Source organism: Alcaligenes sp. CHO6, assembly GCF_037120595.1.
GTDB classification, from domain to species: Bacteria; Pseudomonadota; Gammaproteobacteria; order Burkholderiales; family Burkholderiaceae_B; genus Alcaligenes; species Alcaligenes ammonioxydans.
The window spans coordinates 40,070-65,951 of record NZ_JBANCI010000004.1 but is presented as its reverse complement, the minus strand read 5'-3'; the positions used below and the strand labels follow the sequence as shown (position 1 = coordinate 65,951).

The window sequence follows — 25,882 nt, the reverse complement described above, 5'->3', positions numbered from 1 at the left end:
GGCTTGAGCGCATAAGCCCCACGTCTTTAGCTTGTGTGTAGTAAAGCGCACTCAGCCATCCCGTCAAGAACACTAAGTCGGAGCATTCACACCCCCTATCAACAATCGTCCGATAAAAGATGCTGTGAGCTGATTGAGGGGCTGTCCGGGTGTTTGGGGCGGATCAGGCGACTTGCCGCAGGCAGATAATTGCGCAGGGGTGCAAGCACCTTGCGGTTTGAGTCCGACGCTTGGGGGTTGCCCGGGGGACAAGCCACCGGACGAGTTCAAGGTGCGCCCGTAGCGATTATCTGACCAGGGCACCGGCGCGCAGCGCCGGCAAGTTGCCAGCCCCGACACCCGGACAGCCCCTGAACCAGCGTCTTATAGTCACCTTCTTCATTGCGTCGAACCGTGGCTGATTCCAACACTTGAGTCAGCCCAATCTTTACTGACTGGGCATCTAACCCCAGCCTCAGCAAATAAGGCCATTAAACAAGCCGCTGAGAGATCCCCTTTACCCCTGCACAAGATCCGCATAAATCCCACCATCCCGCAGAACCAACGCGACCTTATCCCCTCGCTGGACAGCCTCATCCAGCACTCGAGCAATCAACACCGGCCCTGCATCGCTGGCAACCGTTGCCAGCATATACACCCCTGGCTCCTCGCCAGAAGCAGCGCTACGCGTCAGTTCCGTCACCACACCAGACGCGCACCCCTCAGCCAGAAACTCATCCCCATGACACATGGGACACAAGAACCGTGCCGGAAACACCCGATGATCACACTGCACACACCGAAGCACAGAAGGATGCATTACAAAGCCTCCAGAACAAGCGCTGTCGAGCACATGCCATAGCGATACTCCACCATGCCGTAACCCGTGACCAAGCCATAGCGAGCCTGCGCCACCTGCCGCTCCCCCGCCTGATTGCTTAACTGACGCATCACCTCAACCAGTCCATGCAGGCTGCAAGCCGCCCCGGCCTGCCCCGCTGACAATTGCCCGCCAGAGGTATTTACCGGTACACGTCCTGTGGCAATCGACTCATGAATAAAGTGTTTGGCGTTATCGGCCTGAAAGAAGCCCAAATCCTGCAACTGCGCCAGCACCATGACGGGGTAGTCGTCATAAATACTGACCACATCCATCTGCGCCGGACTCAAGCCGGACTCCGCCCATAAAGCCGGAGCCAAAGCCGCCAGACCCGTGCTCAAGCCATCGCCTTGCTGATCATCAATATTGTGAAAACTGCGTAACGCCCTTACGGTAATTGCAGGCTGATTCTGCGCCGCCGGATGATCCGCGCGCATCACCATCAAGGCATTGGCGCCATCGACCACCGGCACACAATCCAGCCGCGTCAAAGGGTCCGCCACTTCAGGCGCATTCATATAATCATCCAGACTCATGGGGCTGCGATACACCGCACCCGGATTCATACTGGCCCACAGCCGCTGACGCATCACCAGGGCGGCGTAGTCTTCTCGCTCCAAACCCAGCTTGCGCATGTGATTCGCAGTCAGCATGGCAAAGCGATGATTCGGACTGCCTGCACCCAAAGGCCGCAAATGGTCATAAGTCGTCTGGTTATAGTTCTCGACCAGTTGCTGGAAATCCTTGGCCTGAAAATGATCCCCGGCCACAATCGCTATACAGCGGGCATCCCCTGCCTGAACGGCGCGAATGGCGTGCTGCAGAATATTCAGACCGCTGGCGCCGCCATTGCTGTCATCCATTATCCAGCTCACCTTCAAGCCCAGCTTCCAGGCCAGATCAATAGCCCGGTCAGGGGCGTGGGTGAAGGAGGCCACCCCCAGGCCATCAATTTCGCCGGCCTCCAGACCCGCTGCGGCAAGAGACTGCTTGAACGCCTGGGCCAGCAGCTCGGAAGTGCCAAGCTGACCGCGTCGCGTATAGGTGACCTCGGTCGCGCCCAGCAGACGCACCGTATTCAAGTTGAAAGCAGGTGTCATGGTCAGTTCCTGTAACAGCGCTTAGCGACGAACCTGATAGCCCGCTTTTTCTCTGTCCCACGTGTTGGGACCAATGCCGCGATCACGCAGGGCAAATTTTTGAATCTTGCCATTTTCCGTAGTGGGCAAGACATCCGTAAATTCGATAAAGCGGGGGACAGCAAAATAGGGCAGGCGGCGTTCGCAATGCTGCAGCAGTTCCTCGCAGCTAACGCTGCAATCAGGACGCAGCACAATCATGGCCATGACCTCGTCCTCGGCCAGTTCGGACTTGGCCGCATACACCGCAACGGTGTGGACAGCGGGGTGACTGGCCAATGCCTGTTCGACTTCGTAGGAGGAAATGTTCTCACCACGACGGCGAATCATGTCTTTCAGACGGTCCACAAAGCGGTAGTAGCCATCTGCATCACGCACGACGCGGTCACCGGTGTGGAACCACAGGTTTTTCCAGGTCTCCACCGTCTTGTCCGGTTGCCCGTAGTAACCCAGCGCGAAGGCATAGGGTTCATCGGCGCGCAGCAACAGCTCGCCCACTTCACCGTCTGGCAGCGGGTTGTCGTTTTCATCCACTACCAGCGCCTCAAAGCCCTCGGATACACGGCCCATATAACCATTGCGCTGCTCCTGGATACCCCGGCCCATCACATAATTGGTCTCGGTGGAGCCAAAGCCATCGAGCAGGTACATCTGGCAGCGCTCCAGAAACTGGCTATGAAACTGTTCAGGCACGCCAGGGCCCAGGGCAATGCGGGTCTTGTGCTGCTTTTCTGCGGCCGTGACCGGCTTGGACAGCAAGATGGGCACCATGGCACCGAGCAGATAGGTAATGGTGGCACCAGTCTGGCACAGATTGTCAAAGAAGCGGCTGGCTGAAAACCGCTTGTCCACCACCATGCAGGCGTCACTGACCAGGGCCTGAAAGAAGGTGTTTAGGGCATTGGTGTGGAACATGGGCAGGCAGGTGTAGAGCACATCGTCGGCTTTCATGCCCAGTTTGCTGGCAGTGTAAATACCCCACCAGTAGAACTGGGCGTGGGGGCATTGCACGCCTTTGGAGGGGCCCGAGGTGCCGGAGGTGTACAGAATGGCCAGCGTATCGCCAGGGCCGATATCCGCAGGCTCGCAGTAATCGCCCAAAGCAGGCAGATCGCAGGTGGCCACAGCCAGTGTTTGTGCGGCTTCCTGGCCTTGAATCAACCAGGCTTGCTGGACGGCAGTGGCGCCAAGGTCCACATCGGCCAGCAGCGGAGTCAGATCACTTTCCACCACCAGCAGGCTGGCTTGGCTATTGCACAGAATGTGCTGCAACTGGGCACCACGCGAGGCGGTATTGATGGGCACCACAATGGCACCCAGCCAGCCGCAGCCAAGCACCATGTCCAAAAATTCGTGGCGGTTGGTGCAAAGCAGGGCGACCCGGTCGCCACGCTTGATGCCGGCGCGGCTCAGGCGGCTGGCGCTGGCTGCGGCCACTTGCAAGGTTTGTTCGCCGGTGTAGTGGGTATGACGGTCTGAGAACAGCGGGGCATCACCCATGCGCTCGGCGCGCAGGCGCAACAGGGCCGGTACCGTGCGCTGCGTGGCGGGTATTGAAAACAGCGGCAATTCAGAAGCGGGAATGGAATGGGCGTGCATGATCTATCTGTCTCCCGGCTCACGCGCCACCAAGGCGATAAGCCGATATGCATGGGTGAAATTACTAATATCCTGCAAACAGTATACTGCAATATATTATTTATAAATTCCTGTCCTTCACCGGAAAAACCCGAAGTGTCAGAGGCCATCACGCAGTGGTACTTCGGGCAAACCCAACCTTGGCGCGGGACAGAAAGGGGGTCGTTTTGCGACGTGTGGAAATACGGTTGGCAAAACAGTTGATCCGGCTTGGGGATGCGGGTCGATCAGCAATAAAACAGGCCGGGCTCACCAATTTGAGCAAGGGTGCTTCACAATGATTTTGAATAAGCCCACAGGGGCAACGGGGATAGAACAATGAAGGTATGGCTTAAGTTGGCAACGTGTTGTGCACTGATGTTGGGTGCACAGGCCCATGCTCAAAACAAGAATGTGACGCTGGTTGTGCCTTACCCACCGGGCGGTGCGGCGGACCAGCTCGCGCGCGTGATCTCCCAGGAAATGGGCACGCGCTTTGATCAAAAAGTCATCGTGGAAAACCGCCCCGGCGCGGGTGCCCAGGTGGCCATGAACGTCGTGAAGAACGCCAATCCCAGCTCCTTGGGTACGGTCCTGTTTCTGGCTGATAGCGGTGCCTATTCCTTGAATCGCCACTTGTATCAGCGTCTGAATTACGACGTGGCAACCGACCTGATCCCCATGACGCTGGCCGCCAAGGCGCCGGTGTTCCTGCTGGTCAATAAAGACAGCCCCTTCAAGACGGTTCAGGATCTGGTGGCCGCGGGCCAGAAACAGGAGCTGACGTACGGTTCGCCGGGGATGGGGACGGGGACTCACCTGCTGGGCGAGATGCTGCGTAAAGAAACCGGCGCCCGACTGGTACACGTGCCTTACAAAGGCGCTGGTCCCGCTTTGATTGACGCGGTGAGCGGCCAGATCGACTTTATTTTTGATGTGCTGACGGGCAGCCGCGGTTTCCTGGAAGATGGCCGTTTGCGTTCGATTGCGGCCGCCACGACCGAGCGCAGCCCTTTGCGTCCAGACGTGCCGACGATTGCAGAAGCCGGTATCCCCAATGTGGCGTTCACCATCTGGTGGGGCATTTCGGCCAAAGCCGGTACGCCTGAGGAAGACGTGGCCCGTCTGACCGAACAATTGACGGCGGTGCTGAAAGAAGAGTCAGTGGTCAAGAAGTTCGTGGACTTCGGTATTCAGATCGAACCTTCCACACCTCAGGAGTTTGCGGATCTGATCGAGCGTGATGCTCAAACCATGGGGCCGACCATTAAGGCCTTGGATATCACGCTGGACTAACAGGACGGCTTGATTGCAAAAGGGCGCTGCGGCGCCCTTTTTTTGTGGCCTGCGGCCGGTGACCGCAGGGGGCGTGTCCTGTAGGGCCGCCCTCAGGCCAGCAGCTCCGCTTGCTTGAGGCAGTAGGCCGAGCAGCAAATGACCAGGTTTTCCCTAATCAACTGGGCTGCCTGCTCCTGCTGGCATTCACGGAATGCCTGGCAGATGGCCTTGGCCCGCTGCATGGTCTCCAATCGGAACTGGGGGTCCTGGAGGCAGGCAATCCGGGCTTGGTCGGCCTGATCGTGCAGGCGTGCCATGGTGTCGACCAATTGCTTGTTGGGCACCATGCTGATCCAGGCACTGCGAAAGGCCCAGTTGGCCTGAATATTGTCGATCGGGTCACCTTGCTGGTGAGTGGCTTCAATTCGACTCAAGGCCTGCTCCATTGCCAGCATGCCCACTTTGCTTTGATGGATGCAGGCCAGCTTGGCTGCTGGTGGCTCAAGTAAAAGACGTACTGAGAAAATGTCCTCGATATCCTGGGCGGTGTAGACCCGCAGTACAAAGCCGCGTGATGTTCCTTCCAGCACCCCTTCGTTTTTCAGTTGCAGCAAGGCTTCACGCACCGGCATGCGCGAGACATTCAGGCTGGCCGCAATTTCGTTATCGACCAGCCGCACGTCAAAGCCGATCTTGCCCAGGGCAATGTCCTGACGCAACATGCCATAGACTTGTTCACGGATATTGGGTTCGCGTTTCTTGTAGGGATTGGCAGCCATATGCTCGCCCGGCGTCTGGCGCACGGCAAAAGACTCAAAAGGCTATAGGATACCAAGTAAGCGCCGGGGGCTGATGGCTTTCCTGCCCGTACGGTTTTGCTGTCCAAGTTGCAGGATAATACCGGGTATTCACACCAGCACGCACCAGGAGGGCCCGTCGATGCGGTGGCGGCATGTAGAAATTTTTGACGCAATCTGCCGTGGCGGTTCATTGACACAGGCCGCGCAGTTGCTGCATATCTCCCAGCCTGCGGCCAGCAAGATGCTGGCAACGGCGGAAATGCAGCTGGGATTTCGGCTGTTTGACCGCGTGCGGGGCCGCTTGATCCCCACACGCGAGGCCAGCATCCTGGCGCCTTACGTGGCGCGCTTGCATCAGAATCTGGATGACGTCAGCCGACTGGCGCGCAATCTGCGCTCTCACCATGAAGGGCTGTGGCGTATAGGCAGCAGTCCGGCGTTTGGCCTGGAGCTGCTGCCGGTCGCCTTGAGTCGCTGCCGTCAGGCGCACCCGGCCATGAGTTTCGAGCTGCGTACCCACCATAGTGGCGAGTTGCTGCAAGCCTTGGAAACGCGCGACCTGGACATGGTGATGAGCTTTGATCAGGGCGAAGCCTCCGGTGTGCAGCGGCAGGTGTTGGCCCATACGGAACTGGTACACGTTACCTTGCCGGGCGTTGCTCCGTTGCGTCACTGGAAGGAGATGGCCGGGCGCGCCTTCATTGCTTTGGACGCGGATGACCCGGTCGGTGCGATGGTGGAAAGCCTGTTGCAAAACCATGCTCCCGATGTCACGCCCTTTATGCGTGTGCAGACCCATTACGTTGCTTGCAGTCTGGTGGTGCAGCAGGTGGGCGAGGCCCTGGTCGATCTGGTCACCGCGCGCGCCATGCAAGGCCGAGGCCTTGCCATCCATCGTTTGCCCGAGCCTTTGCCTATCCCCGTGAGTATTTTGACGGCCCCTGATGATGCGGGCTCGGGTTCGCGCGAACGCGTGCTCGATCACATCCGGCAGGCGCTGCTGGAATGCCGTTTTCCTGGTTGAGTCGTTGGTTTTTCCATAACCCAGGGTTATGGACTACAGCAACTATTCATTGGCGTCCCGACGCCGCCCCCCAGACAATAGAGCAGTTATTGGGGGTATAGCCATGCATGTATGTATTATCGGCGCCGGTGTAATCGGAATGAGCACTGCGTTCATGTTGCGCCAGAAAGGGATCAAGGTCACGGTTCTGGAGGCCGGCCCGCAGGTGGCCGGACAGACCAGTTTTGCCAACGGTGGGCAGCTAAGTTACAGCTACGTCGCCCCCTTGGCGGATCCCGGCGTGTTCAAGGATTTGCCCCGCTGGTTGTTGAACAAAGACTCGCCCCTGCGTTTTAAGCCGGCCCTGAGCCTGCAGCAATGGCGCTGGCTGCTTCATTTTCTGAAAGCCTGCCGCAGTGATGTGGTGCGTCGGACTACTGCGCAGATGCTGAGTCTGTCCTACTTGAGCCGCGACGTTCTGCACGACTGGCAAGCACGTTTCAATCTGGAGTTTGCTCATCAACGCAATGGCAAACTGATTGTGTTCCGTAGCCCGGGCCCGTTTGAGCATGCGCGTGAGCAAGCGCAACTGCAGGCTGAGCTGGGTTCGTCGCAGCAAGTGCTGGAGGCCGCCCAGGTACTGGAATTGGAACCCTCACTACAGGCTTTGGGTTCACGCTTGCAAGGTGCGATTTACACACCGAGTGAAGAAGCGGGCGACGCTTGTTTGTTTGCCCTTGCCTTGCATGAGCGCCTGCAAAACGACGGTGACTACGAATTGAGGCTGAACACGCCGGTGCAGCGTTTTGTGATGGAAGGACGCGACATTCGCGCTGTGCACACCCCGCAAGGCGAGTTTCAAGCAGATCAGTTTGTTCTTGCCAGCGGGATGGGTACGGTGTCTTTGCTGCGGCAATTGGGTGGCCGCCCGTTGATTTATCCCTTGAAGGGTTATAGCTTGAGCCTGCCGCTGGAGGGTTTGAATCAGGCGGTGCCGGCGATCAGCGTCACCGATTACGAACAGCGTATTGTGTACGCCCGTCTGGGCAAGGTACTGCGCATGGCCGCGATGGTGGATATTGGGTTTGAAGGTTTGGATATTCCTGCTGCCCGCATGGCGACCTTGAAGCAGCAGGTCAATGGCCTGTTTCCCGGTCTGCCACTGGAACAGGCCCAGACCTGGGCTGGTTTGCGGCCTGCGACGCCATCGGGCAAACCGGTGGTGGGAGCCAGCAAGCTGGCAGGTCGCTTGTGGGTGAATGCAGGCCACGGCGCATTGGGCTTCACCTTGGCTTGCGGCAGCGCAGCGATTCTGGCGGCTCACCTGACGGGCGAGGCATCTCCTATTGATGACGCGCCATTTCGTCCTTAAGCCTTGAAGGGGATGATGGGTACGAGGCCATCAATGGTCCATGGCCGGTCATGGGTTGACGGTGGCGGGGCGTGGTGTGAAGGCTTGGTGCTGGGTAATGAGCCGCGAATAATCAGTCGCGCCGATGGTGCACCCCTAGATGGAGATGGGCAAGTTTCTCTTTGGAAGCTAGCCCATTTTTTTTGTGTTTTACGTAGTGATGTTTAGACGGTTGCCCGCAAAACCGGCGTCGCTTTGAAGCCGGCCGTCAGCAGCAGGGACAGACCATAGATGGCCACTGCCAACGCAGGAATTGACCACAGCGCATTGAAATCCAGCGCGGTGAACAGGTAGCGGTACATCAGGTCGATCAGCCAGGGGTGGATCAAATACACCCCCAAGGTCAGCTCCGCCAGATGGGCACTGATGCGCGAGTTGATCAAGGGCTGATTCCAGTCACGCAGCAGCACGATCAACGCGATAGACATGGGGATGACGGTAATGCTCAGGTAGTCGTAAAAGTACGCCGCGGTTTGACGATCGTGGGTGATGGCCAACGCGTAAAAGCCCCAGGCTGTGGCCGCAATACTGCCCAGTAATACCGAGAGGGTCAGCCAGCGGGGCACGCGTACAGGTACTTTGCGCAGCAGATAGCCCAGCAGGAAATAGGGCAGATAAGACAGAAACCAGGTGAAGAAAGGAGCCGAGTGAGTGTTCAGCTCTGGCTTGCTCAGGGTGCTCAGCGCAGACAGTACGAAAGCGGCTCCAGTCAGCACCGTCAATTGCTTCAGATTGGTGTTCTGGACCATGCGACGCAAAAATGGCGTGAACAGGTACAGGAACACGATCATGTACAAAAACCAGAGGTGAAAATAGGGACGCCCCTGCAATAGACGCTCCAGATAGGGGTAGGGATCTGCCTGCGGCGTCCACCAATGTTGCTTGAAGGCGGTCCAGCCCAGGTAAAAGGCCGTCCAGAACAGCAAGGGCAGCAAGACCCGTGATGCCCGTTTGCGATAGAACAGTTTCATGCCTTCTTGAGGCCGGGGTTCGAGCAGGAGCGCACCGCTGACCATCACAAAGACCGGTACGCACCAGCGGGTGGCCGCATCATACAGATTGCCGCTCCACCAGTTGGCCGTGCCTACCTCGGCATTGAGGACGGCGTAGGCAGCGATATGCAGGCATACCACCGAGAAAATCGCCACGATCCGCGCATTGCTGATCCAGTTCATGAGAGGGCATAAAAAACAGACACCTGCTTATCCTAAGGGGCAGACGTTTCTGATTTGTCCCCCAAATACGGGATTTGGCGTCCAGTTTTGTCTGGATGTGACGGGAAGAGGGCGAGCTCACGGCTTGGCGGGCGCGGACACCGTCAGCGTGCTGTCTTTAGGTCGGGATTGAGAAAAGGGTGTATAAATTACCAGCGTTATACGGTTAAATAGCAGGCTTAGCCGGACAGACCGGTCAGGACATTCCTGATCTGGCGGTGCTGGGCAGGAGTAGGGTGGATGCAGCTGGATTTGACGGGAATGGATGTGCTGATCGCGGTGGTCGCCTTGGCGCTGGGACTGGTGCTGGGTGCATGGCTGCGGTCGCGCATGAGCGCCCCGGTCGAGCGGGCACTGGAGGATCGATGCGCGCGTCTGGAGCAGGATCTGGCCCATGCTCACGAGCACTCTCAGCACGCCCAGAACCGGGCCGTGGAACTGGATAAAGAGCTGATACGCCGCGATGCTCAGATTCAGGCCCAGGAACGGCGTAACCAGGCTATCCAGGAGGACCTGGAACATAGCCGTGAACAAATGCGGCTGCAGTTCGAGTCGCTGGCTCAACAGATTCTGGAGGCCAAAGGACAAACGTTGCGCCAGGACAGCCAGCGCACCCTGGATGAAATGCTGCGACCCTTTCGCGAGCAATTGGCTGGTTTTCAACTGCGGGTGAACCAGGTGCATGACGAGTCCGTGAAAGGCCAGACCGCCTTGAGTCTGGAGCTGCAACGCATGCAGGAAATGGGGCTGCGCATGAGTGCCGAAGCGCACTCGCTGGCGATGGCCCTGAAAGGTGATAAGAAAACCACGGGGAATTGGGGTGAAACCCAGCTGGAGAAAACGCTGGAAGTGGCGGGGCTGGTGCGTGGTGTGCACTTTGATACGCAGTGGCAGGCACGCGATGAGCAAGGCCGCCTGCGGTATCCCGACTTTGTGGTCCATCTTCCCCAGGACAAGCATCTGGTGCTGGACTGTAAGGTGTCCCTGGTGGACTACGACCGCGCCATTCGTGCTCAGACCGATGAGGAGCGTCAGCAAAGCCTGCAGGCGCATGTGCAGGCACTGCGCAACCATATTGATGATCTGGCCACCAAGGATTACAGCGCCTTGCCCGGTTTGAACAGCCCTGGTTTTGTATTCATGTATGTGCCGATTGAAGCGGCCTATATGCAGGCGTTGCAGCAGCATCATGGCCTGTTCGATTACGGTCTGGGCAAGAACGTCCTGATGGTTTCACACACGACCTTGCTGCCCATTTTGCGCACCGTAGCCAATATCTGGATGATGGTGCGCAGCAATGAGCAGGCCCACGAACTGAGCCAACGTGCAGGGGATATCTATAACCAGGTGTCTCTCCTGGCCGAACGTCTGAAAAAGCTGGGCGAAACCTTGGGGCAGGCGGGCAAACACTACAACAGCACCGTTACGGCACTGGCTGGCCAGCAAGGTTTGTACGGCAAAGTCAGCCGCTTTGCCGAGCTATCGGCCAGGGCCAAACGTACGCAGCCGGGGATTGAGCCCTTGCATACGGATATTGAGCATGAGCGGCTGGAATGGGTGTTGCCGCAAGAGACTGAGCCGGTGCAGGAAAAAGGGTCGGATGCGTGATCGTGCGTGACAGCACAAGCCCCTGCTTGGCTGCGCGATGAGGCCAGGCCGTCCTTATCTGACATGCCTGGAGTCGTGCCAATATCAGCGGGAAGATGGCCGTCAGGGCTGAGTGTGACGGGGCTGGCGTGGCGACGGGAATAAGGTGAAACCGGTGCATGCAGCCCGCGTTTTCAGGGGGCGGCGGCAGGACCCCCATCCTGCTCAATAAGCTCCAGCCACTGCTCCACCAGTTGCGGGGCGCTGAACAAATAGCCCTGCAATCCATGGCAGCCGCGACGCAGCAGGAATTCTTTCTGCTGCTCGTTTTCCACCCCTTCTGCCACCACGTGCAGGCCCAGTTGTCGTGCCATGGCCAGTACCGTGCGCACAATGGCGTTGGCTTCTTGCTCCCCAGGCACCCCCAGAATCAGGCTGCGGTCCATTTTCAACTCATACAGTGGCAGGCGGCGTATGGCGGCCAGGTTGGAATAGCCGGTACCAAAGTCATCCATGGAAAAGCGGATGCCCAGATCCTTGAGTTCCCGCATCATGCTGTTGGCAGAGCTGAAGTCCTCCATCAGCACGCCTTCGGTAATCTCAAAAATCAGGCGATGGGCGGGGGCGCCGCTGCTTTCCAGAATCTGGCGTGTGCGGCGGGCAAAATCGGGCCGGCGGAACTGGATCGGGCTGACGTTAATGGAAATCGGAAAGTGGCACTGCTGGGTTTGCAGCAGCAGATCACAGACCGAGGCCATGATCCAGTCGCCCAGGGGGGTGATCAGGTCCGTGCTTTCCGCCAGCGGAATGAACAGATTGGGGGTGAGCATGCCGCGGGTGGGATGCAGCCAGCGCAGCAGTACTTCAGCACCACAAATACGGTTGTGCTTGTCGTACTGGGACTGCACAAACAGGCGCAGTTGATCCGACCCTATGGCAAAGCGCAGATCGTGTTGCAGATTCAAATGTTCTTCGACGGCCTCTTGCATGCCAGGCTCGTACAGCGTGATCTGGTTGCGGCCATTTTCTTTGGAGCGATACATGGCCGTGTCGGCCTGACGCATCAGGTCTTCCGAAGTCAGGGTGCTGTCGGTAATCAGGGCCAGACCGATACTGCTGCTGCTCAGATACGAATGGCCTTCAATGTTGTAAGGCTCCTCAAGACGGGTGCGCACCAGTTCAGCAAATTCCAGTGCTTCTTTGTAGCAGTCGCGCACGGTGCCTGGGTGCAGAATCTTCAGGATGACAAACTCGTCCCCGCCCAGTCGGGCCACGATGTCCTGGGGGTCAATAATCAAGGACAGGCGGCGTGCTACTTTGCGCAGCAAGGCATCGCCAATGGCGTGTCCGCGTGCGTCGTTGATATGTTTGAAGCGGTCCAGATCCAGAAAGTACAACGCACCGGGCCGTTTGTAAGGCTCGATGGTTTGCAGGTGGCGTTCCAGGCGTTGCAGCAGCAGGCGGCGGTTGGGCAGTTCGGTGAGTGGGTCGTAAAAAGCCAGCCGATAGTTTTCTGATTGCGTGGCTTTAAGGGCCGAGATGTTGGTGGAGATGCAGTACAGGCTGGTTTGCCGCGTTTCCGGGTCTTGGACGGGCATCTTGATGGAGAAAAATGTGGCGCGTATATCGCCTTTACGGTCCCGCACCACCTCTTCCACGGCCAATCGTTCACCGCTGTACAGCACCTGTTCGTCGTTGTGCCGGAATTCGTTGATGGTCTGTTTGTTGGCGTACAGATCCTGATCGGTTTTACCCACAATGCTGTCGGTGGTGTAGTTCAGGTCCTCGCACAGCTTGCGGTTGGCGTATTGATAGCGGAACTGATCGTCCTTGATGTACACGTAGGCGTCAATGGCATCGAGCACCGTATGCAAATGATGTTCGGTGCGCAGCAGTTTTTTGCGCTGGCGACGCAGGACAATGCGCATCAGGGTCACGGTAAGCAGAGCGATCGTCAACAAGACGCCCAGCGTCAGCAATGCAGGAATAATCCAGGGCTTGGTCGGCTTTTCGATCAGGCGCAGACCCCACTGGTTCAGCGTTTCGGTATAGAACGGGTCGTTATTGTCTTGCCAGTTCTTGATGTGGGTATCAATGGCCGCCAGCAGATCCAGGTTGCGGTCTTTGGCAGTGACAAAATAAGTGTTGGTCGGTTCCAGCCGGATAGGGGCGGTTTTCAGGCCATGTTCACCGGCATGGCGTACCCCAAATAAATGGCCGACTACTGCGGCGTCGGCCTGTTTGGTCTGTACCAGTTTCAGGGCACTGTACTGGGAGTCGGTGATGACCAGCCTGGAGCCCAGTTCCAGTTTTTGCAAAATATTGTAGAGCTGGGTCAGTTGCAGGGTGCCGCTCATGACCGCAATGCGTTTGCCATTCAGGTCGTTCAGCGCGCCGATATGTGTGGTTTTGCCTGTGAAGATCTGAGACCAGTCCTCCAGCACCGCTCGGTTGTGGTAGCTGTACAGCGCTGCCCGTTCGGGCGAATAGGCCAGTCCTGGCACGAGATCGAGCAGGTCGTTTTGCAAGGCGTTCAGGCACTGTTGCCAGTCGCACTGTACCGCCTCCAGGGTCCAGCCCTCGCGCTTGGCAATCTCCATCAGCAGCTCGCCCATAATGCCGCCGGGACGGGCCTGGCTATCCAGCAAAAGCTTGGGGGGATTTTCATAGACGCCCACACGCACAATATGCTGTTGGGCATGCGGTGCCGCCTGGGCAAAGGGGGTCAACAGGCCCAGGATAGCCAGTAGGCTTGGCATGTAGATTGCCCTGCGCAGCGATAGATAAATAAGGCGGGGCAATTTCATGATGAAGTGGCTGCACAAAGCAGGGAATCGGGTGCGGTCATGCAACAATGATGTGACTAATTTAACTGAATATCGAGAACGGGGGCGGATGCGTGCCACATTTCGGTAACAAATAGCAGGGAGCAGACGAATGGCGGATTGTGAAACCGTAGAGGTGAGTGTTAAAGGGCGGGTCCAGGGGCTTGGGTTTCGTGCCAGCGCCTTGCGTCACGCGCATCTGTATGGCGTCAAAGGCTGGGTCAGCAATGCAGGGGACGGCTCGGTGGAGCTGTTGTTGCAAGGCACGGCCGATGCCATCGATCGTATGGTCAGCTGGCTTTATATTGGTCCCGAGCAGGCGCAGGTTGAGCAGGTGGATATACAGCGTTCTTACACCGACAAGCGTTACGACTTTTTCGAAATTCGCTAATGCCACCCATCATTGGCAGCACAACGCCCTGAAAAAGAAATAATGATAGCGAATTGCGGGCAAACCCTAATAAAACATTTGTTTTTTTTGTTCGTCTCCAGATTAACATGCGTTTTATTGTGTGGATGTGTGAGTAGAACGATACATGGAGCCCTTGTTACGCCTGCAGCGTCTCTTGCCTGAGCTGACTCCCGAGTTGCGTCGGGCGGCCCAATGGGTAGAACGCCATCCGGTAGAGGTCAGCCTGTGGTCCATGCGCAAGCAGGCGCAGGCCTTGTCGCTGGCTCCGGCCACCATGCTCCGTCTGGCCAAAGCGGCGGGCTATGAAAGCTATGATGGCTTTCGCGAGCCCTTCCAACAGGCTTTGCATCGCACCAGCGGCACGATGGCCGCACGCGCCCAGAACTTGCAAGGCAGCCGCGCCTCGGAGCAACAGGCCAGGGACTTGGGTGCGCAACAGGAGCAGGCGTTGGCGTCCGTGTTGCGGCTCAACCCGCTTAATGCGCTCGATGCGTGCGCCCGGGCCATACTGGGCGCGTCCAAGGTCGGATTCTTGGGGCTGGGAGCCAGCTTTGCCTGCGCTTTTCAGATGCATTACGCCTATCAGCTGATTCGGGGCGACGGTGTCTTGCTGAACCGGGCGGCCGATTTGCTGCTGGAGCTGGAAACGGGTCTGGATAGCGGCAGTGTGTTGCTGGTCATCAGTCAGGCGCCGTACGTTAAAGCCGTGGTCAACAGCGTGCAGCAAGCGGTGCAACGCGGGATTCCCGTCGTGGCGATTACCGATAGTGTGTTGTCACCGATTGCACAAGGTGCCCGGCATGTTTTGTTGTTTGAGGCACAGACCGGTGGTCAGTGCGCAGCAAGTTTTTTCCATTCCCTGGTGGGAGCCGTCACCGTGGCCGAGCATCTGCTGGCGCGGATCGCCGCGCTGGGAGGCAAGCCGGTTGTACAGCGCTTGGCGCAACTGGAGACATCCTTTCGTAGTCAGGGAATTTATTGGCAGCACGATGATGAAGAGGCAGGCCCGGCTCCTGCAAAGTGAAGAAAACCGGCCGTACCGGCTATACAAACAGGGGATTTCCCCATGGGAGACAAGAAGATGGAACACATTAGCAAACAAACCGGCAAAAAGAAGGTGTGGGCGCTCAGCGCAACGGCGGCGGTTTGCGCCATGCTACTGAGCCCGCTGCCGGCCAGTGCCCAGCAGAAATTTGTCAGTATCGGCACGGGAGGCGTGACTGGCGTGTATTACGCCGCGGGCGGTGCGATTTGCCGTCTGGTCAATAAAGATCGGGGTACCGATGGCGTGCGCTGCTCGGTAGAGTCCACCGGAGGCTCGGTTTTCAACGTCAATACCATCAAGGCCGGTGAGCTGGACCTGGGCGTGGTGCAGTCCGATGTAGGTTACAACGCCTATAACGGTGAAGGGCAGTTCAAGGACGGAGGGGCTTACAAGAAGCTGCGTTCGGTGTTTTCTATTCACCCGGAACCCTTTACCGTGCTTTCGCGCAAAGAGGCCAACATCAATACCTTTGATGATTTCAAGGGAAAACGTTTTAACGTGGGCAATCCGGGCTCGGGCACACGGGCATCGATGGATCAGTTGTTGCAGGCAATGGGTCTGGACAACAGCTTTTTCTCGCTGGCCTCGGAACTGCGTCCTGATGAGCATGGCCCGGCCCTGTGTGACGGCAAGATCGATGGCTTCATTTATGGCGTAGGCCACCCCTCGGCCAATATTCAGGACCCCACCACCTCTTGCGGCGCCAAGCTGGTCCCACTGACCGGAGCGGCGGTAGACAAGTTGGTCGAGACCTATCCCTACTACGCCAAAGCCGTGATTCCAGGCGGGCTGTACCCAAATAACCCGGACGATGTGCAAACCTACGGCGTTTTGGCCACTTTTGTGACCTCGGAAGATGTGCCCGAAGAGTCGGTCTATAACGTTGTCAAAGCCGTGTTCGACAATTTTGACGACTTCAAGCGCTTGCACCCTGCATTGGCAAACCTGAAAAAAGAGGACATGGTTAAAAATGGCCTGTCCGCTCCCTTGCACAAAGGGGCTGAAAAGTACTTCAAGGAAAAAGGGCTGCTGTAAGACAGTCTGATCGTGGCCAGGCCGGCACAGGCCGCCTGGCCGCAAGTGCCGCTGCACCAGCAGTGGTCTTGCTTTTCCTGGAGACACATGCAAATGACACAACAAGAACCTAAAAAAACGGCGCAGGACGTCGCTCTGACACAGGATGAAACAGCACAACTGGAAAAACTGGTTGCCGATGTAGACCGGGGCGGGCGTTCGGTCACGGGTGCGGCGGGCATGGTGTTGTTCCTGGCTGCAATCGGCTGGTCTCTGTTCCAGCTCTGGTACGCCTCTCCGTTGCCTTTTGCCCTGAATCTGGGGATTTTCAATGATACTGAGGCGCGTGCCCTGCACTTGGGCATCGCCATGTTTCTGGCCTATCTGGCGTATCCTGCCTGCAAGAGTTCGGCTCGGGATCGCATCCCTGTTCAAGACTGGATATTGGCGCTGATCGCCGCATTTTGCGGCTCGTATCTGTTCTTTTTCTATAAAGAGCTGGCCATGCGTCCCGGCATCCCGACCACGATGGACGTGGTGGTGGCCAGTGTGGGTCTGGTCTTGCTGCTGGAGGCCACGCGGCGCTCCTTGGGCGCGCCCATGGCGGTATTGGCGCTTATTTTCATTGCCTATATCTTTTTGGGCCCCTGGTTGCCCGATGCCTTGTCCCACCGTGGCGCTTCCTTGCAGCGTCTGGTCTCACACATGTGGTTGACCACCGAAGGGGTCTACGGGGTGGCCCTGGGCGTTTCTGTTTCTTATATTTTCATTTTTGTATTGCTGGGCTCGTTGCTGGATCGTTGCGGGGCGGGCAATTACATGATGCAGGTCTCCTTTGCCTTGTTGGGGCACTTGCGCGGCGGGCCTGCCAAAGTGGCGGTGGTGTCCTCGGCGGTCAATGGCATTGTGTCGGCCTCCTCGGTTGCCAACGTGGTGACGGGGGGCATTTTCACCATCCCCCTGATGAAAAAAGCCGGTTACGGTGGCATCCGTGCCGGCGCGATTGAAACCGCCTCCTCGGTCAATGGGCAGATCATGCCCCCAGTCATGGGCGCAGCTGCGTTTCTGATGATTGAGTATGTCGGCATTCCCTATACCGACATCATTCGGCATGCCTTGCTGCCTGCGGTCATTTCGTACATTGCCCTGTTCTACATCGTGCACCTGGAGGCGCTCAAACTGGGGATTCAACCGATGATGGCATCGGGCAAGCCCAAGACCTTTGTGCAAAAACTGGCTGGCTGGGGCATGGGGACGGCCGGCACCCTGATTGTGATGGGGCTGGTGTACTGGATAGGCGTCGGCGTGCAGGCGGTGGCCGGTGCCGCTGCAATCTGGATTCTGTTGTTCCTGCTACTGGCCTTGTACGTGTTTTTGCTGAAAGTGGCAGCGGATCATGAGGATCTGCCCACCGATATCAATGTGAACACGCCGGTGCGGCCCGAACCCTGGCCAACGGTGCGAGCCGGTTTGTATTTTCTGATCCCGATTGGCATTTTGGTCTGGTGCCTGACGGTAGAGATGATGTCTGCGGGCCTGTCGGCTTTCTGGGCAGTAATGGCCATGTTGTTCCAGATGGCGACACAACGGCCCATCATCGCCTGGTTTCGCAAACAGGCGACCGCCCAGCCTCTGCGCCAGGGCATCAGTGAAGTCTGGGTGGGGCTGCAGGAAGGCGCTCGCAATATGGTGGGCATCGGCATTGCCTGCGGGACGGCGGGCCTGATTGTAGGGGCCATCACACTGACTGGCCTGGGCCTGCGCATGACTGCCTTCGTGGAGATGGTATCCATGGGCAATGTGCTGGTCATGCTGTTTTTCACCGCTGCAGTATGTCTGGTTCTGGGTCTGGGTATGCCAACGACCGCCAACTACATTTTGATGGCGACCTTGATGGCCCCCGTCGTGGTGGAACTGGGGGCGCAAAGCGGGATGGTCATTCCGCTGATTGCGGTCCACATGTTTGTGTTCTATTACGGGATCATGGCGGACATCACACCGCCGGTCGGCCTGGCCACCTTTGCAGCGGCAGCCATTTCAGGTGAGGACCCGATCAAGACGGGCGTGCAGGGCGTGACCTATGCGATGCGCACCGCCGTGTTGCCGTTCATGTTCATCTTCAATCCCATGCTGCTGCTGATCGGCATTCACAGTGCCTGGGAATTAATGCTGGTGGTGCTGGGCGCCACGGTTGCATCGCTGGCCTTTGCCGCAGCCACCATGGGCTGGTTGCGGATCAAGACGAGCTGGCTGGAGACCGGCCTGCTGTTGCTGGTGACTTTCATGTTGTTCCGCCCCGACTGGTTTATGGATCACGTTGCTGAGAAATATCAGGATCGTCCTGCTTCGGAGTTGATGCAGATTGTGCAGACCATACCGGATGGCGGAAATCTGGTGGTTCAACTGGCCGGGATGAACCTGGAAGGCAAGGATTTGCAGAAAACAGTAGCGGTGTCGTTGCCGGCCTTGCCGCCAGGTGACCAAGCGAGCGGTCTGGCAGCGGCCAGCAAGCGCTTGTCGCAAGCGGGCCTGACGATCATGGCATTTGGCGACACGGCCCAAATTGCATCTGTGAGTTTTGGCAGTCCCGCACGTCGAGCCGGGTGGGAGCAAGGCTGGGACATTGAGCAGGTGAAGGTGCCTCATCCAGATCGCCCTTCGGAATTCTGGGTGTATATACCCGCTTTTCTGATCTTGATCTGGCTGTGGACTCGTCAAGGTGTGCGGATGCGTCGTATCCCCGATCCGGTTCGGCACTGAGCGTGTCAGTACTACCGGCCGTCCTTGCGGTGGCGGGTAGTACACTGATGGCCCTGATTGTCTGGCCCGCTGCGTTGGCGGGCCGTTTTCCGTGTGGCTTTTCTTGTCATGACACCGATAAACAGCGTCCCGCCCGTGCCTTCGCGTGACGGGGTCAGCCCCAGCAAAGTGTGGTGCCCGCCCGGTCCGTGGCAGCGGCTCGATGAGTTTTTGCTGCAGCGTTTTCCACATGTGAATCCTGAGGTTTTGCTCGATAGACTCAGGCGTGGCGACATTCTGGATCAGAATGCGGTACCCCAGACGCTGGATTCACCCTACCGGGCTGAGCGTTGGCTGTGGTACTTCCGCATGGTGGACAAGGAAACCATCGTTCCCTTTGAGATGCCCATCCTGTATGCGGATGAGTGTTTGATTGCGGTCGACAAGCCGCATTTTCTGGCGACGACGCCCGGCGGACGCTATTTGCATGAAACAGCCTTGAGTCGCCTGCGAAAACATTTCAAAGAGGATGGCATCAGCCCTATTCACCGGCTGGACCGGGAAACAGCGGGTATTTTGCTGTTTTGTCGGGACCCGTCTGCCCGTGGGGCATATCAGTCCCTGTTTCAGCAAGGTGGCATTGAGAAGGAATATGAGGCGGTGGCACCATTTCAGGAAAAACTGGCAAGCGGGCTGGTGTACCGTAGCCGCCTGAAAGAGGTGCCGGGCCGTTTTGTGATGGAAGAAGTGGCGGGAGAGCCCAACAGCAGTACCGAAATCGTGTGCGAGCGACATTGGCAGACCGGGCAGGGCGATCATCGGGCGCTTTATCGCCTGCGCCCGCATAGCGGTCGCAAGCATCAGTTGCGGGTGCATTTGAGCAGCTTGGGTGCCCCCATTCTCAATGATGTGTTTTATCCGGAGTTGTTGCCCGAGCGCGCTGCCGATGATTTCAGTCAGCCGCTGCAATTGCTGGCGCGGCACATTGCATTCATCGACCCTTTGAGTGGCCAGCCACGGCGCTTTAGCAGCCAACGTCAGCTGGAGCTGGCCTAGTTGGCCTCAGCGTTCACGCCGCGACTCGAACTGCGGGCATCTTGAGTGAACGTCAGGCGGGCAACAGGTGTACGTCCCCTTGGCACACCAGCCGGTCCGGGCACTCAGTAATCGCGGAAAACCGCTTCGATCTCATCGTGTTCCAGCTTGTTGGCCAAGGACAGCATCAACAAGATTCGGGCCTTTTGCGCGGGCAGGTAATGCGCTGCGATCGTGTGATGGTCGGCATCATAAGCGCTGTCTGTCACAGGCCCTGCAGGGATACGGGAGGCGCGGACACAGACCACGCCGAGCCGGTGAGCCAGGCTGACCCCTTCCAGCGCGCCAGGAGTCAGGCTGCCGTTTCCGGTTGCGGCCACTACCAGGCCCTGCACGCCGCTTTGGGCCGCGTGGCGATACAGTTCGGCCAGCGTGTCGGGATGATCGTAAAAAATCTGCACTTTGGGCAGGCTGTGCAAAGAGCGAACATCGAACAGGCTGCTGTGGGTATGGGGCAGCAGGCTGCGCATCATGAAACGAGCCTGGCCGCCCGCTACCAGTCCCAGTGGGCCGGCATCGGGCGAACCAAATGCGCCGGTCTGGGTGGTGTGTTGCTTGCTCAGAAAACGGGCGCTGTGAATCTGGTCATTGAGCAGCACCAGCACGCCCTGATCCTGAGCCCGCGACGAGCAGGCCACTTGCACTGCCTGGTATAGGTTCAGCGGTCCGTCGGCGCTCAGGGCCGAGGCCGGGCGCATGGCCGCTGTCATCACCACCGGCTTATCGGTTTTCAGGGTCAGGTGCAGGAAAAAAGCACTTTCTTCCAGGGTGTCGGTGCCATGGGTAATGACGGCGCCGTTGATATCGGGGCGTGCCAGCAGCGCATTGAGTTTGTGGGATAGCTCCAACAGCATCCGCGAACTCATGGCCCGACTGTCCACGTTGAAAATCTGGTGGCATTCCAGGTCGGCCAGCTCATTGAGAGCCGGTACGGCTTGTAAAAGCGTTTCCACGCCCTGGGTGATGTCGTAGTCAGTCAGGCCCAGATTGGATTGGGTGGTGGCGGCAATCGTGCCGCCGGTGCCCACCAGGGCCAGTTTGGGGCGTGTTGGCATGTGACAGTGCTCCGCGTCCAGTTGTTATGGTCGGTAGGGCGCACAGTCTGGGTGAACGTCGGTTCAACGGCGAACTTTCAACCAGCGCTCGATCAGGTGTACTACCGACAGCAGGGTAAAGTTAATCAGCAGGTACAGCAGGCCCGCAATCACGAAGGTCTCGATGATGGCGTAGTTCTGGTTCATCAAGCGTTTGGCATGGCCGGTCAGATCCATGACGGCAATGGTCGAGGCCAGACTGGTGCCTTTGATGGCCAGCACGATTTCATTGCTGTAGGCCGGCAAGGCCTGGCGGATAGCCAAGGGGAAGACGACGCGGCGAAAGCGCATCCAGGCGGACATGCCGATGGATTTGGCGGCCTCGATCTGGCCGACCGGAACGGCCTGAAAGCCCCCACGGAACACTTCGCTGACATAGGCGCCACTGTTCAGGCCAATGGCCAAAATGGCGCAGCGCATGCCATCGCTGAACAGCCACCATAGGGCGGGGGTCTCGCGCACAAAACTCACCGTGCCTACGCCGTAATACAGCAGAAATAACTGAACCAGCAGGGGGGTGCCCCGAAAAACGGTGCTGTAGCCAAAGGCAAAACCGTTCAGAAGACGGCTGTGGGACTGGCGCATCAGGGCCAGGGACAGGCCGATGAACAGCGACAGCACAATGCCCCACAGACCGATATACACGCTCATGCCAAACCCTTTGAACAGGGTTTCGATGGTCGTGTTGAATAATTCCAGATCTATCATGGCCGGGCTCTCATGCCTTTGCCGGTATAGCGTTCGGCCAGTAAAAACAGGGCCTGACTACAGGCACCGATCAGAAAATAAAGCACACCCGCAATCAGGTACATGGCCATCGGTTCGCGTGTGTTGGCCGCTCCCAGGGTGGCGGCGCGCATGATTTCGACCAGGCCGACCAGCGAGATCAGGGCGGTGTCCTTGAGTGCGGTCTGCCAGACATTATTGGCGCCGGGCAAGGCATACCAGAACATTTGCGGCAGGATAATGCGCCGCAGGCGCTGCCAGGATGACATGCCGATGGCCTTGGCCGCCTCGATCTGGCCTTCAGGAATGGCCTGCAAGGCGCCGCGAAAGACTTCCACGCTGTACGAGCCGGCAATCAGGCCAATCGCCAAAATGCCCACCAGGGCGGGAAACCAACGGGTGACGACATCTTCCATGCGCATGAAGTCGGCCAGATCGGAGACAAATTGCACCGAGCCGAAAAACAGCAGATAGATGATGAGCAGCTCAGGGATGCTGCGCACAACCGTGGTGTACAAGCTGACGGGGCCACGCAGCCAGCGTGGCCCGTTGGTCTTGATGCTGGCTCCTGTAATTCCAATGACAACGCCAAGGGCCATGCCCAAAACGGAGATCAGCAAGGTCATTGCCGCTCCGCGAAGGAACATCCAGCCCCAGCCTTCGCGCAGCACATTAAAAATGGTCTCTAGCATCAAGTGGTACTTCTCGACTTATTTCTTGCAGATCTCGTAGTTGGCGATGTCGATGTCAAACCACTTTTCGCTGGCGGTCTTGACGGTGCCATCGTCAATCAGCTTGCACAGGGCAGCATCAACCTTGGCTTTCAGTTCTGCATTGTCTTTGTGGATACCGACGGCAATGCCGTAACCCAGCGTCTCGGGATCGGAGGAGCCCTTGATGACCAGCTTGGACAGGGCAAAGTTCTGCTCGCCAACCTTATGCAGAAATTTGGACTGAGAGGTCAGGTCGGCAAAGGTGCCGTTCAGACGACCGGCGTCCAGATCAATTTGCATCTGGTCCAGGGTTTCGTAATTCTTGACAGTGGTCTTGGGGGCTTTCTTGGCCAGGAAAGCGCCATGCGTGGTGCCGCCCTGAACGCCAATGGTTTTACCGGCCAGGCCGTCAAAAATGGTCTGTTCGTTGTCGGCGTCGATCAGTTCGCTGTTCTTGGGCAACACGAAAATCGCGTCTTCAACGGCGTAAGGAATACTGAAATTGACGCGCTTGGCACGCTCGGGTGTATAGGACATGCCCGAGATGATCAGGTCAAAGCGTTTGGCATCCAGGGAAGGAATCAGGCTGTCAAAGGCTTGCACGATGAATTTGCAATCGCTGTTCAGCTCTTTGCACAGGGCTGCGCCAATATCGGCGTCAAAGCCGGTGACTTTACCAGCGGCGTCCACCATGCTCCATGGCGGGTAACCACCTTCGGTACCGATTTTCAGGGTGTCTGCCATTGCAGCCTGGGAGCCCAACAGGGCCAGGCTTGCACAGATCAGGGTCTTGCTGAGGAAACTCATGGTCTGGCTCTCCTTTGTGGAAAGGCTGGTCAGGGCCGTCTCAGCCCTGCTGGTTTTCCAGCCGGTGTCGTATGCACGAAGCGATGATCTTACTGCATTGGTTGTAAAAACTGCTGTAGACGCTCGGATTGTGGCCTATCGAACAGGTCTTTGGGGTGGCCGCGCTCTTCAATCAGGCCGTTGTGCATGAAAATGGTCTCGGAAGAGACGTCGCGCGCAAAGTTCATTTCGTGGGTCACCAAAATCATGGTGCGGCCTTCCTGGGCCAATTGGCGAATCACACGCAGTACCTCGCCCACCATTTCCGGGTCCAGCGCCGAGGTCGGCTCGTCAAACAGCAAGACATCCGGGTCCATGGCCAGGGCGCGGGCAATGGCCACACGCTGCTGCTGTCCGCCCGACAGCTCGGCTGGATAGGCATCACACTTAGTGCTCAGACCCACCTTGCCCAGCAGTTCGCGGGCGTAGTCGGCCGCTTCCCGGGCCGGACGTCCTTTGACATGGATGGGGCCTTCGGTGACGTTTTGCAGCACCGTGCGGTGCGACCAAAGATTGAAGTTCTGAAACACCATGCCCAGGCGTGCGCGGACTTGTTCAAGCAGGCGCGGATTGTCCGTCTGGCAAATTCCCTTGCGATTGCGGTGGCTGCGCAAAATGTCATTGCCGATCTGGATCTCGCCCTGATCGGGGACGACCAGATGGTTGATGCAGCGCAGCAAGGTGCTTTTGCCCGAACCGGAGGCACCGATGATGGAAAGCACATCGCCCTTGTGGGCTTGCAGGGAAATGCCCTTGAGCACCTCGTTGGTGCCAAAGCGTTTGTGGATGTCGCGTACCTGGACCGCCGCGTTCAGGTCATTGTTATTCACAGCAACGTCCTTGCGGTCAAAGAGAAAGGGGGTAAGGGTTTCATACGGGTGTCATATCCTGGATGCCCGATTCTACCGCTTTCCCCCTGTTTTTTTTGCACAGGCGCTGTATTTTGCTCATAAAAAGCGGCATAAACCGGGTATGCCGCCTTACAAGCTTAAGGATACAGGCCGCGTACCTGACGAGATTCCAGAATGCGGGCGCAACCCACGATAAAGGCAGCCGTGCGCAAGGTGACGTTGTGCTCCTTGGCGACCGCCGCCACGGTGGTGTAGGCCGAGCGCATCATCATTTCCAGACGGTTGTTGATCTCGTCCTCGGTCCAGAAGAAGCTGGAGAAGTCCTGGACCCACTCGAAATAGGACACGGTGACACCACCGGCGTTGGCGACCACGTCCGGCACAATGGTCACGCCCTTGCTGTTCAGAATGTCGTCGGCTTCGGGGGTGGTGGGGCCATTGGCACCCTCGATCACAATGCGGGCGCGAATGCGGTCGGCATTGTGCTTGTTGATCTGGCCTTCCAGGGCAGCCGGAATCAGCAGATCGGTTTCAATGTGCCAGAAGTCTTCATTGGCGATGGCCTCCGCGTTGGGAGCGCCGGCCAGACCCTTGTGCTGTTCCATGTGGTTCAGCAAGGCCAGTACATCCAGGCCGTTGGGGTTGTACACGGTGCCGGTGTGGTCCTGTACGGCCAGCACCTTGGCGCCGGCTTCCTGGAACAGACGCGCCGCAGTGCCGCCCACATTACCGAAGCCTTGCACAATGACGCGTGCGCCGTTCAGGTCGATGCCGGCATCACGGGCCGCTTCGCAGCCTACGGTAAATACGCCGCGCCCGGTGGCTTCCACCCGGCCCAGGCTGCCGCCCAGGGACACGGGCTTGCCGGTGACCACCCCTGTGCTGGTGCCGCCCACGTTCATGGAATAGGTGTCCATCATCCAGGCCATGGTCTGGGCGTTGGTGTTGACGTCCGGAGCGGGAATGTCCTTGTTGGGGCCGATGATCACGCCGATCTCGCTGGTGTAGCGGCGGGTGATGCGCTCCAGTTCGGCCTGGGAGTAGTTGCGCGGGTCAATACGAATACCGCCCTTGGCACCGCCAAATGGCAGATTCACGGCAGCCGATTTGATCGACATCCAGGCAGCCAGGGCCATCACTTCGGACAAGGTCACGTCCTGGTGATAGCGCACGCCGCCCTTGCCAGGGCCACGGGAAGTATTGTGCTGAACGCGGTAGCCCTCAAAATGAGCCACGGTGCCGTTATCCAGTTCAATGGGGACATCGACAATCAGTGTGCGCTTGGGACGCTTGAGTGTTTCAACCCATCGGGACAGTTTGCCCAGATACGGTGTGACTCGCTCCACTTGTTCGAGATAAATACCCCACGGGCCGACGTCGTCGGCGTTCAGGTATGACGGCAAAGCATGGGTGGGACGATCTGTCATGAGCTCCTCGATAAGGTTGGGGAAACGGGATGCGAGTACACCGTGAAGACGCCAATGGCATACAGACGTGCAACGGGGCAAACACGCGGTCGATGGGCTTAGCGATGGCCGTGTGTAACAGTTATGCTATCGGAAATGGCCGCTGTTGTGTTTGCAGCGTTTGCAATGGTTTTCTCTGGATGCGTGT

21 protein-coding genes are annotated in these 25,882 nt (G+C 58.1%); 9 read left to right on the top strand and 12 right to left on the bottom strand.

Features of this window, described 5'->3' with window-relative positions; all coding sequences use genetic code 11:
* Positions 1-496: 496 nt before the first annotated feature.
* The 3 genes from V6936_RS14220 to V6936_RS14210 are packed head-to-tail and all read right to left on the bottom strand — an operon-like array spanning position 497 to position 3,597.
* Positions 497-799 carry a zinc ribbon domain-containing protein gene (locus tag V6936_RS14220; protein ID WP_336580025.1) on the bottom strand — a complete coding sequence of 101 codons (303 nt, stop codon included), beginning with the start codon at positions 797-799 and terminating at the stop codon, positions 497-499.
* Entirely contained in the window at positions 799-1,959 is a 1,161-nt protein-coding gene (locus V6936_RS14215; RefSeq protein WP_003804899.1) for a thiolase family protein, read from the bottom strand. Before V6936_RS14215 ends, V6936_RS14220 begins: the two co-directional genes overlap by 1 nt.
* Before the next feature lie 21 nt (positions 1,960-1,980).
* Positions 1,981-3,597: an ATP-dependent acyl-CoA ligase gene (locus V6936_RS14210; RefSeq protein WP_003804897.1), complete on the bottom strand. Its 1,617-nt coding sequence runs from the start codon at positions 3,595-3,597 to the stop codon at positions 1,981-1,983.
* A 357-nt stretch (positions 3,598-3,954) separates the two neighbouring features.
* On the opposite strand from V6936_RS14210, the gene V6936_RS14205 reads away from it, so the two are divergent.
* Positions 3,955-4,911 (top strand): Bug family tripartite tricarboxylate transporter substrate binding protein, encoded by a 957-nt coding sequence (locus V6936_RS14205; protein ID WP_039944036.1) that lies wholly within the window; start codon positions 3,955-3,957, stop codon positions 4,909-4,911.
* Between the two features lie 92 nt (positions 4,912-5,003).
* Here the strand turns inward: V6936_RS14205 and V6936_RS14200 are convergent, their stop codons facing one another.
* Positions 5,004-5,672, bottom strand: coding sequence for a GntR family transcriptional regulator (locus tag V6936_RS14200; protein WP_003804894.1), 669 nt, complete (start codon positions 5,670-5,672; stop codon positions 5,004-5,006).
* A 160-nt stretch (positions 5,673-5,832) separates the two neighbouring features.
* On the opposite strand from V6936_RS14200, the gene V6936_RS14195 reads away from it, so the two are divergent.
* Together V6936_RS14195 and V6936_RS14190 are read left to right on the top strand one after the other, a co-directional pair.
* The gene (locus tag V6936_RS14195; RefSeq protein ID WP_003804892.1) at positions 5,833-6,717 is read left to right on the top strand and encodes a LysR family transcriptional regulator; all 885 of its coding nucleotides are present in this window, start codon (positions 5,833-5,835) and stop codon (positions 6,715-6,717) included.
* A 103-nt stretch (positions 6,718-6,820) separates the two neighbouring features.
* Positions 6,821-8,068, top strand: coding sequence for a D-amino acid dehydrogenase (locus tag V6936_RS14190; RefSeq protein WP_240209193.1), 1,248 nt, complete (start codon positions 6,821-6,823; stop codon positions 8,066-8,068).
* Positions 8,069-8,271: 203 nt separating this feature from the next.
* On the opposite strand, the gene V6936_RS14185 is transcribed toward V6936_RS14190, so the two are convergent.
* A complete protein-coding gene (locus V6936_RS14185; RefSeq protein ID WP_059318368.1) occupies positions 8,272-9,282 on the bottom strand; it encodes an acyltransferase in 1,011 nt (336 codons plus the stop codon).
* Between the two features lie 279 nt (positions 9,283-9,561).
* Here V6936_RS14185 and rmuC point away from each other — a divergent pair, with 279 nt between their 5' ends.
* Positions 9,562-10,929, top strand: a complete 1,368-nt coding sequence (rmuC, locus tag V6936_RS14180; protein WP_003804886.1) for a DNA recombination protein RmuC — start codon at positions 9,562-9,564, stop codon at positions 10,927-10,929.
* Between the two features lie 173 nt (positions 10,930-11,102).
* On the opposite strand, the gene V6936_RS14175 is transcribed toward rmuC, so the two are convergent.
* A complete protein-coding gene (locus tag V6936_RS14175; RefSeq protein ID WP_336580024.1) occupies positions 11,103-13,667 on the bottom strand; it encodes an EAL domain-containing protein in 2,565 nt (854 codons plus the stop codon).
* A 178-nt stretch (positions 13,668-13,845) separates the two neighbouring features.
* On the opposite strand from V6936_RS14175, the gene V6936_RS14170 reads away from it, so the two are divergent.
* From V6936_RS14170 to V6936_RS14150, 5 genes are all read left to right on the top strand, one after another.
* Positions 13,846-14,124: an acylphosphatase gene (locus tag V6936_RS14170; protein WP_003804883.1), complete on the top strand. Its 279-nt coding sequence runs from the start codon at positions 13,846-13,848 to the stop codon at positions 14,122-14,124.
* A gap of 145 nt (positions 14,125-14,269) precedes the next feature.
* Positions 14,270-15,169 (top strand): MurR/RpiR family transcriptional regulator, encoded by a 900-nt coding sequence (locus V6936_RS14165; protein ID WP_336580023.1) that lies wholly within the window; start codon positions 14,270-14,272, stop codon positions 15,167-15,169.
* 57 nt (positions 15,170-15,226) lie between these two features.
* Positions 15,227-16,225, top strand: a complete 999-nt coding sequence (locus V6936_RS14160; protein ID WP_039944047.1) for a TAXI family TRAP transporter solute-binding subunit — start codon at positions 15,227-15,229, stop codon at positions 16,223-16,225.
* Between the two features lie 93 nt (positions 16,226-16,318).
* Positions 16,319-18,964 (top strand): TRAP transporter permease, encoded by a 2,646-nt coding sequence (locus V6936_RS14155; protein ID WP_100214922.1) that lies wholly within the window; start codon positions 16,319-16,321, stop codon positions 18,962-18,964.
* 108 nt (positions 18,965-19,072) lie between these two features.
* On the top strand, positions 19,073-19,999 hold the full coding sequence (locus V6936_RS14150) for a pseudouridine synthase (RefSeq protein WP_003804873.1): 927 nt from the start codon (positions 19,073-19,075) through the stop codon (positions 19,997-19,999).
* Positions 20,000-20,103: 104 nt separating this feature from the next.
* Here V6936_RS14150 and V6936_RS14145 read toward each other — a convergent pair whose 3' ends face one another.
* The 6 genes from V6936_RS14145 to V6936_RS14120 form a co-directional block, all read right to left on the bottom strand.
* Positions 20,104-21,093 (bottom strand): asparaginase, encoded by a 990-nt coding sequence (locus tag V6936_RS14145; RefSeq protein WP_003804871.1) that lies wholly within the window; start codon positions 21,091-21,093, stop codon positions 20,104-20,106.
* A gap of 63 nt (positions 21,094-21,156) precedes the next feature.
* Positions 21,157-21,840, bottom strand: coding sequence for an ABC transporter permease (locus V6936_RS14140; RefSeq protein ID WP_003804870.1), 684 nt, complete (start codon positions 21,838-21,840; stop codon positions 21,157-21,159).
* Positions 21,837-22,550 carry an ABC transporter permease gene (locus V6936_RS14135; protein ID WP_219235442.1) on the bottom strand — a complete coding sequence of 238 codons (714 nt, stop codon included), beginning with the start codon at positions 22,548-22,550 and terminating at the stop codon, positions 21,837-21,839. The genes V6936_RS14140 and V6936_RS14135 overlap by 4 nt, the downstream gene beginning before the upstream one ends.
* Before the next feature lie 18 nt (positions 22,551-22,568).
* Positions 22,569-23,378: a transporter substrate-binding domain-containing protein gene (locus V6936_RS14130; RefSeq protein WP_336580022.1), complete on the bottom strand. Its 810-nt coding sequence runs from the start codon at positions 23,376-23,378 to the stop codon at positions 22,569-22,571.
* Positions 23,379-23,467: 89 nt separating this feature from the next.
* Positions 23,468-24,247, bottom strand: a complete 780-nt coding sequence (locus V6936_RS14125; protein ID WP_003804861.1) for an ABC transporter ATP-binding protein — start codon at positions 24,245-24,247, stop codon at positions 23,468-23,470.
* Between the two features lie 158 nt (positions 24,248-24,405).
* Positions 24,406-25,695, bottom strand: a complete 1,290-nt coding sequence (locus V6936_RS14120; RefSeq protein WP_003804860.1) for a Glu/Leu/Phe/Val family dehydrogenase — start codon at positions 25,693-25,695, stop codon at positions 24,406-24,408.
* Positions 25,696-25,882 lie beyond the last annotated feature (187 nt).

Bases quoted from the DNA above. Each gene is read 5' to 3' on its own strand.
- V6936_RS14220 (WP_336580025.1), bottom strand. From the start codon at position 799: ATGCATCCTTCTGTGCTTCGGTGTGTGCAGTGTGATCATCGGGTGTTT.
- V6936_RS14160 (WP_039944047.1), top strand. From the start codon at position 15,227: ATGGAACACATTAGCAAACAAACCGGCAAAAAGAAGGTGTGGGCGCTC.
- V6936_RS14145 (WP_003804871.1), bottom strand. From the start codon at position 21,093: ATGCCAACACGCCCCAAACTGGCCCTGGTGGGCACCGGCGGCACGATT.
- V6936_RS14140 (WP_003804870.1), bottom strand. From the start codon at position 21,840: ATGATAGATCTGGAATTATTCAACACGACCATCGAAACCCTGTTCAAA.
- V6936_RS14215 (WP_003804899.1), bottom strand. From the start codon at position 1,959: ATGACACCTGCTTTCAACTTGAATACGGTGCGTCTGCTGGGCGCGACC.
- V6936_RS14185 (WP_059318368.1), bottom strand. From the start codon at position 9,282: ATGAACTGGATCAGCAATGCGCGGATCGTGGCGATTTTCTCGGTGGTA.
- V6936_RS14150 (WP_003804873.1), top strand. From the start codon at position 19,073: ATGACACCGATAAACAGCGTCCCGCCCGTGCCTTCGCGTGACGGGGTC.
- V6936_RS14190 (WP_240209193.1), top strand. From the start codon at position 6,821: ATGCATGTATGTATTATCGGCGCCGGTGTAATCGGAATGAGCACTGCG.
- V6936_RS14210 (WP_003804897.1), bottom strand. From the start codon at position 3,597: ATGCACGCCCATTCCATTCCCGCTTCTGAATTGCCGCTGTTTTCAATA.
- V6936_RS14200 (WP_003804894.1), bottom strand. From the start codon at position 5,672: ATGGCTGCCAATCCCTACAAGAAACGCGAACCCAATATCCGTGAACAA.
- V6936_RS14155 (WP_100214922.1), top strand. From the start codon at position 16,319: ATGACACAACAAGAACCTAAAAAAACGGCGCAGGACGTCGCTCTGACA.
- V6936_RS14175 (WP_336580024.1), bottom strand. From the start codon at position 13,667: ATGCCAAGCCTACTGGCTATCCTGGGCCTGTTGACCCCCTTTGCCCAG.
- V6936_RS14205 (WP_039944036.1), top strand. From the start codon at position 3,955: ATGAAGGTATGGCTTAAGTTGGCAACGTGTTGTGCACTGATGTTGGGT.
- V6936_RS14165 (WP_336580023.1), top strand. From the start codon at position 14,270: ATGGAGCCCTTGTTACGCCTGCAGCGTCTCTTGCCTGAGCTGACTCCC.
- V6936_RS14135 (WP_219235442.1), bottom strand. From the start codon at position 22,550: ATGCTAGAGACCATTTTTAATGTGCTGCGCGAAGGCTGGGGCTGGATG.
- V6936_RS14120 (WP_003804860.1), bottom strand. From the start codon at position 25,695: ATGACAGATCGTCCCACCCATGCTTTGCCGTCATACCTGAACGCCGAC.
- V6936_RS14170 (WP_003804883.1), top strand. From the start codon at position 13,846: ATGGCGGATTGTGAAACCGTAGAGGTGAGTGTTAAAGGGCGGGTCCAG.
- V6936_RS14195 (WP_003804892.1), top strand. From the start codon at position 5,833: ATGCGGTGGCGGCATGTAGAAATTTTTGACGCAATCTGCCGTGGCGGT.
- rmuC (WP_003804886.1), top strand. From the start codon at position 9,562: ATGCAGCTGGATTTGACGGGAATGGATGTGCTGATCGCGGTGGTCGCC.
- V6936_RS14130 (WP_336580022.1), bottom strand. From the start codon at position 23,378: ATGAGTTTCCTCAGCAAGACCCTGATCTGTGCAAGCCTGGCCCTGTTG.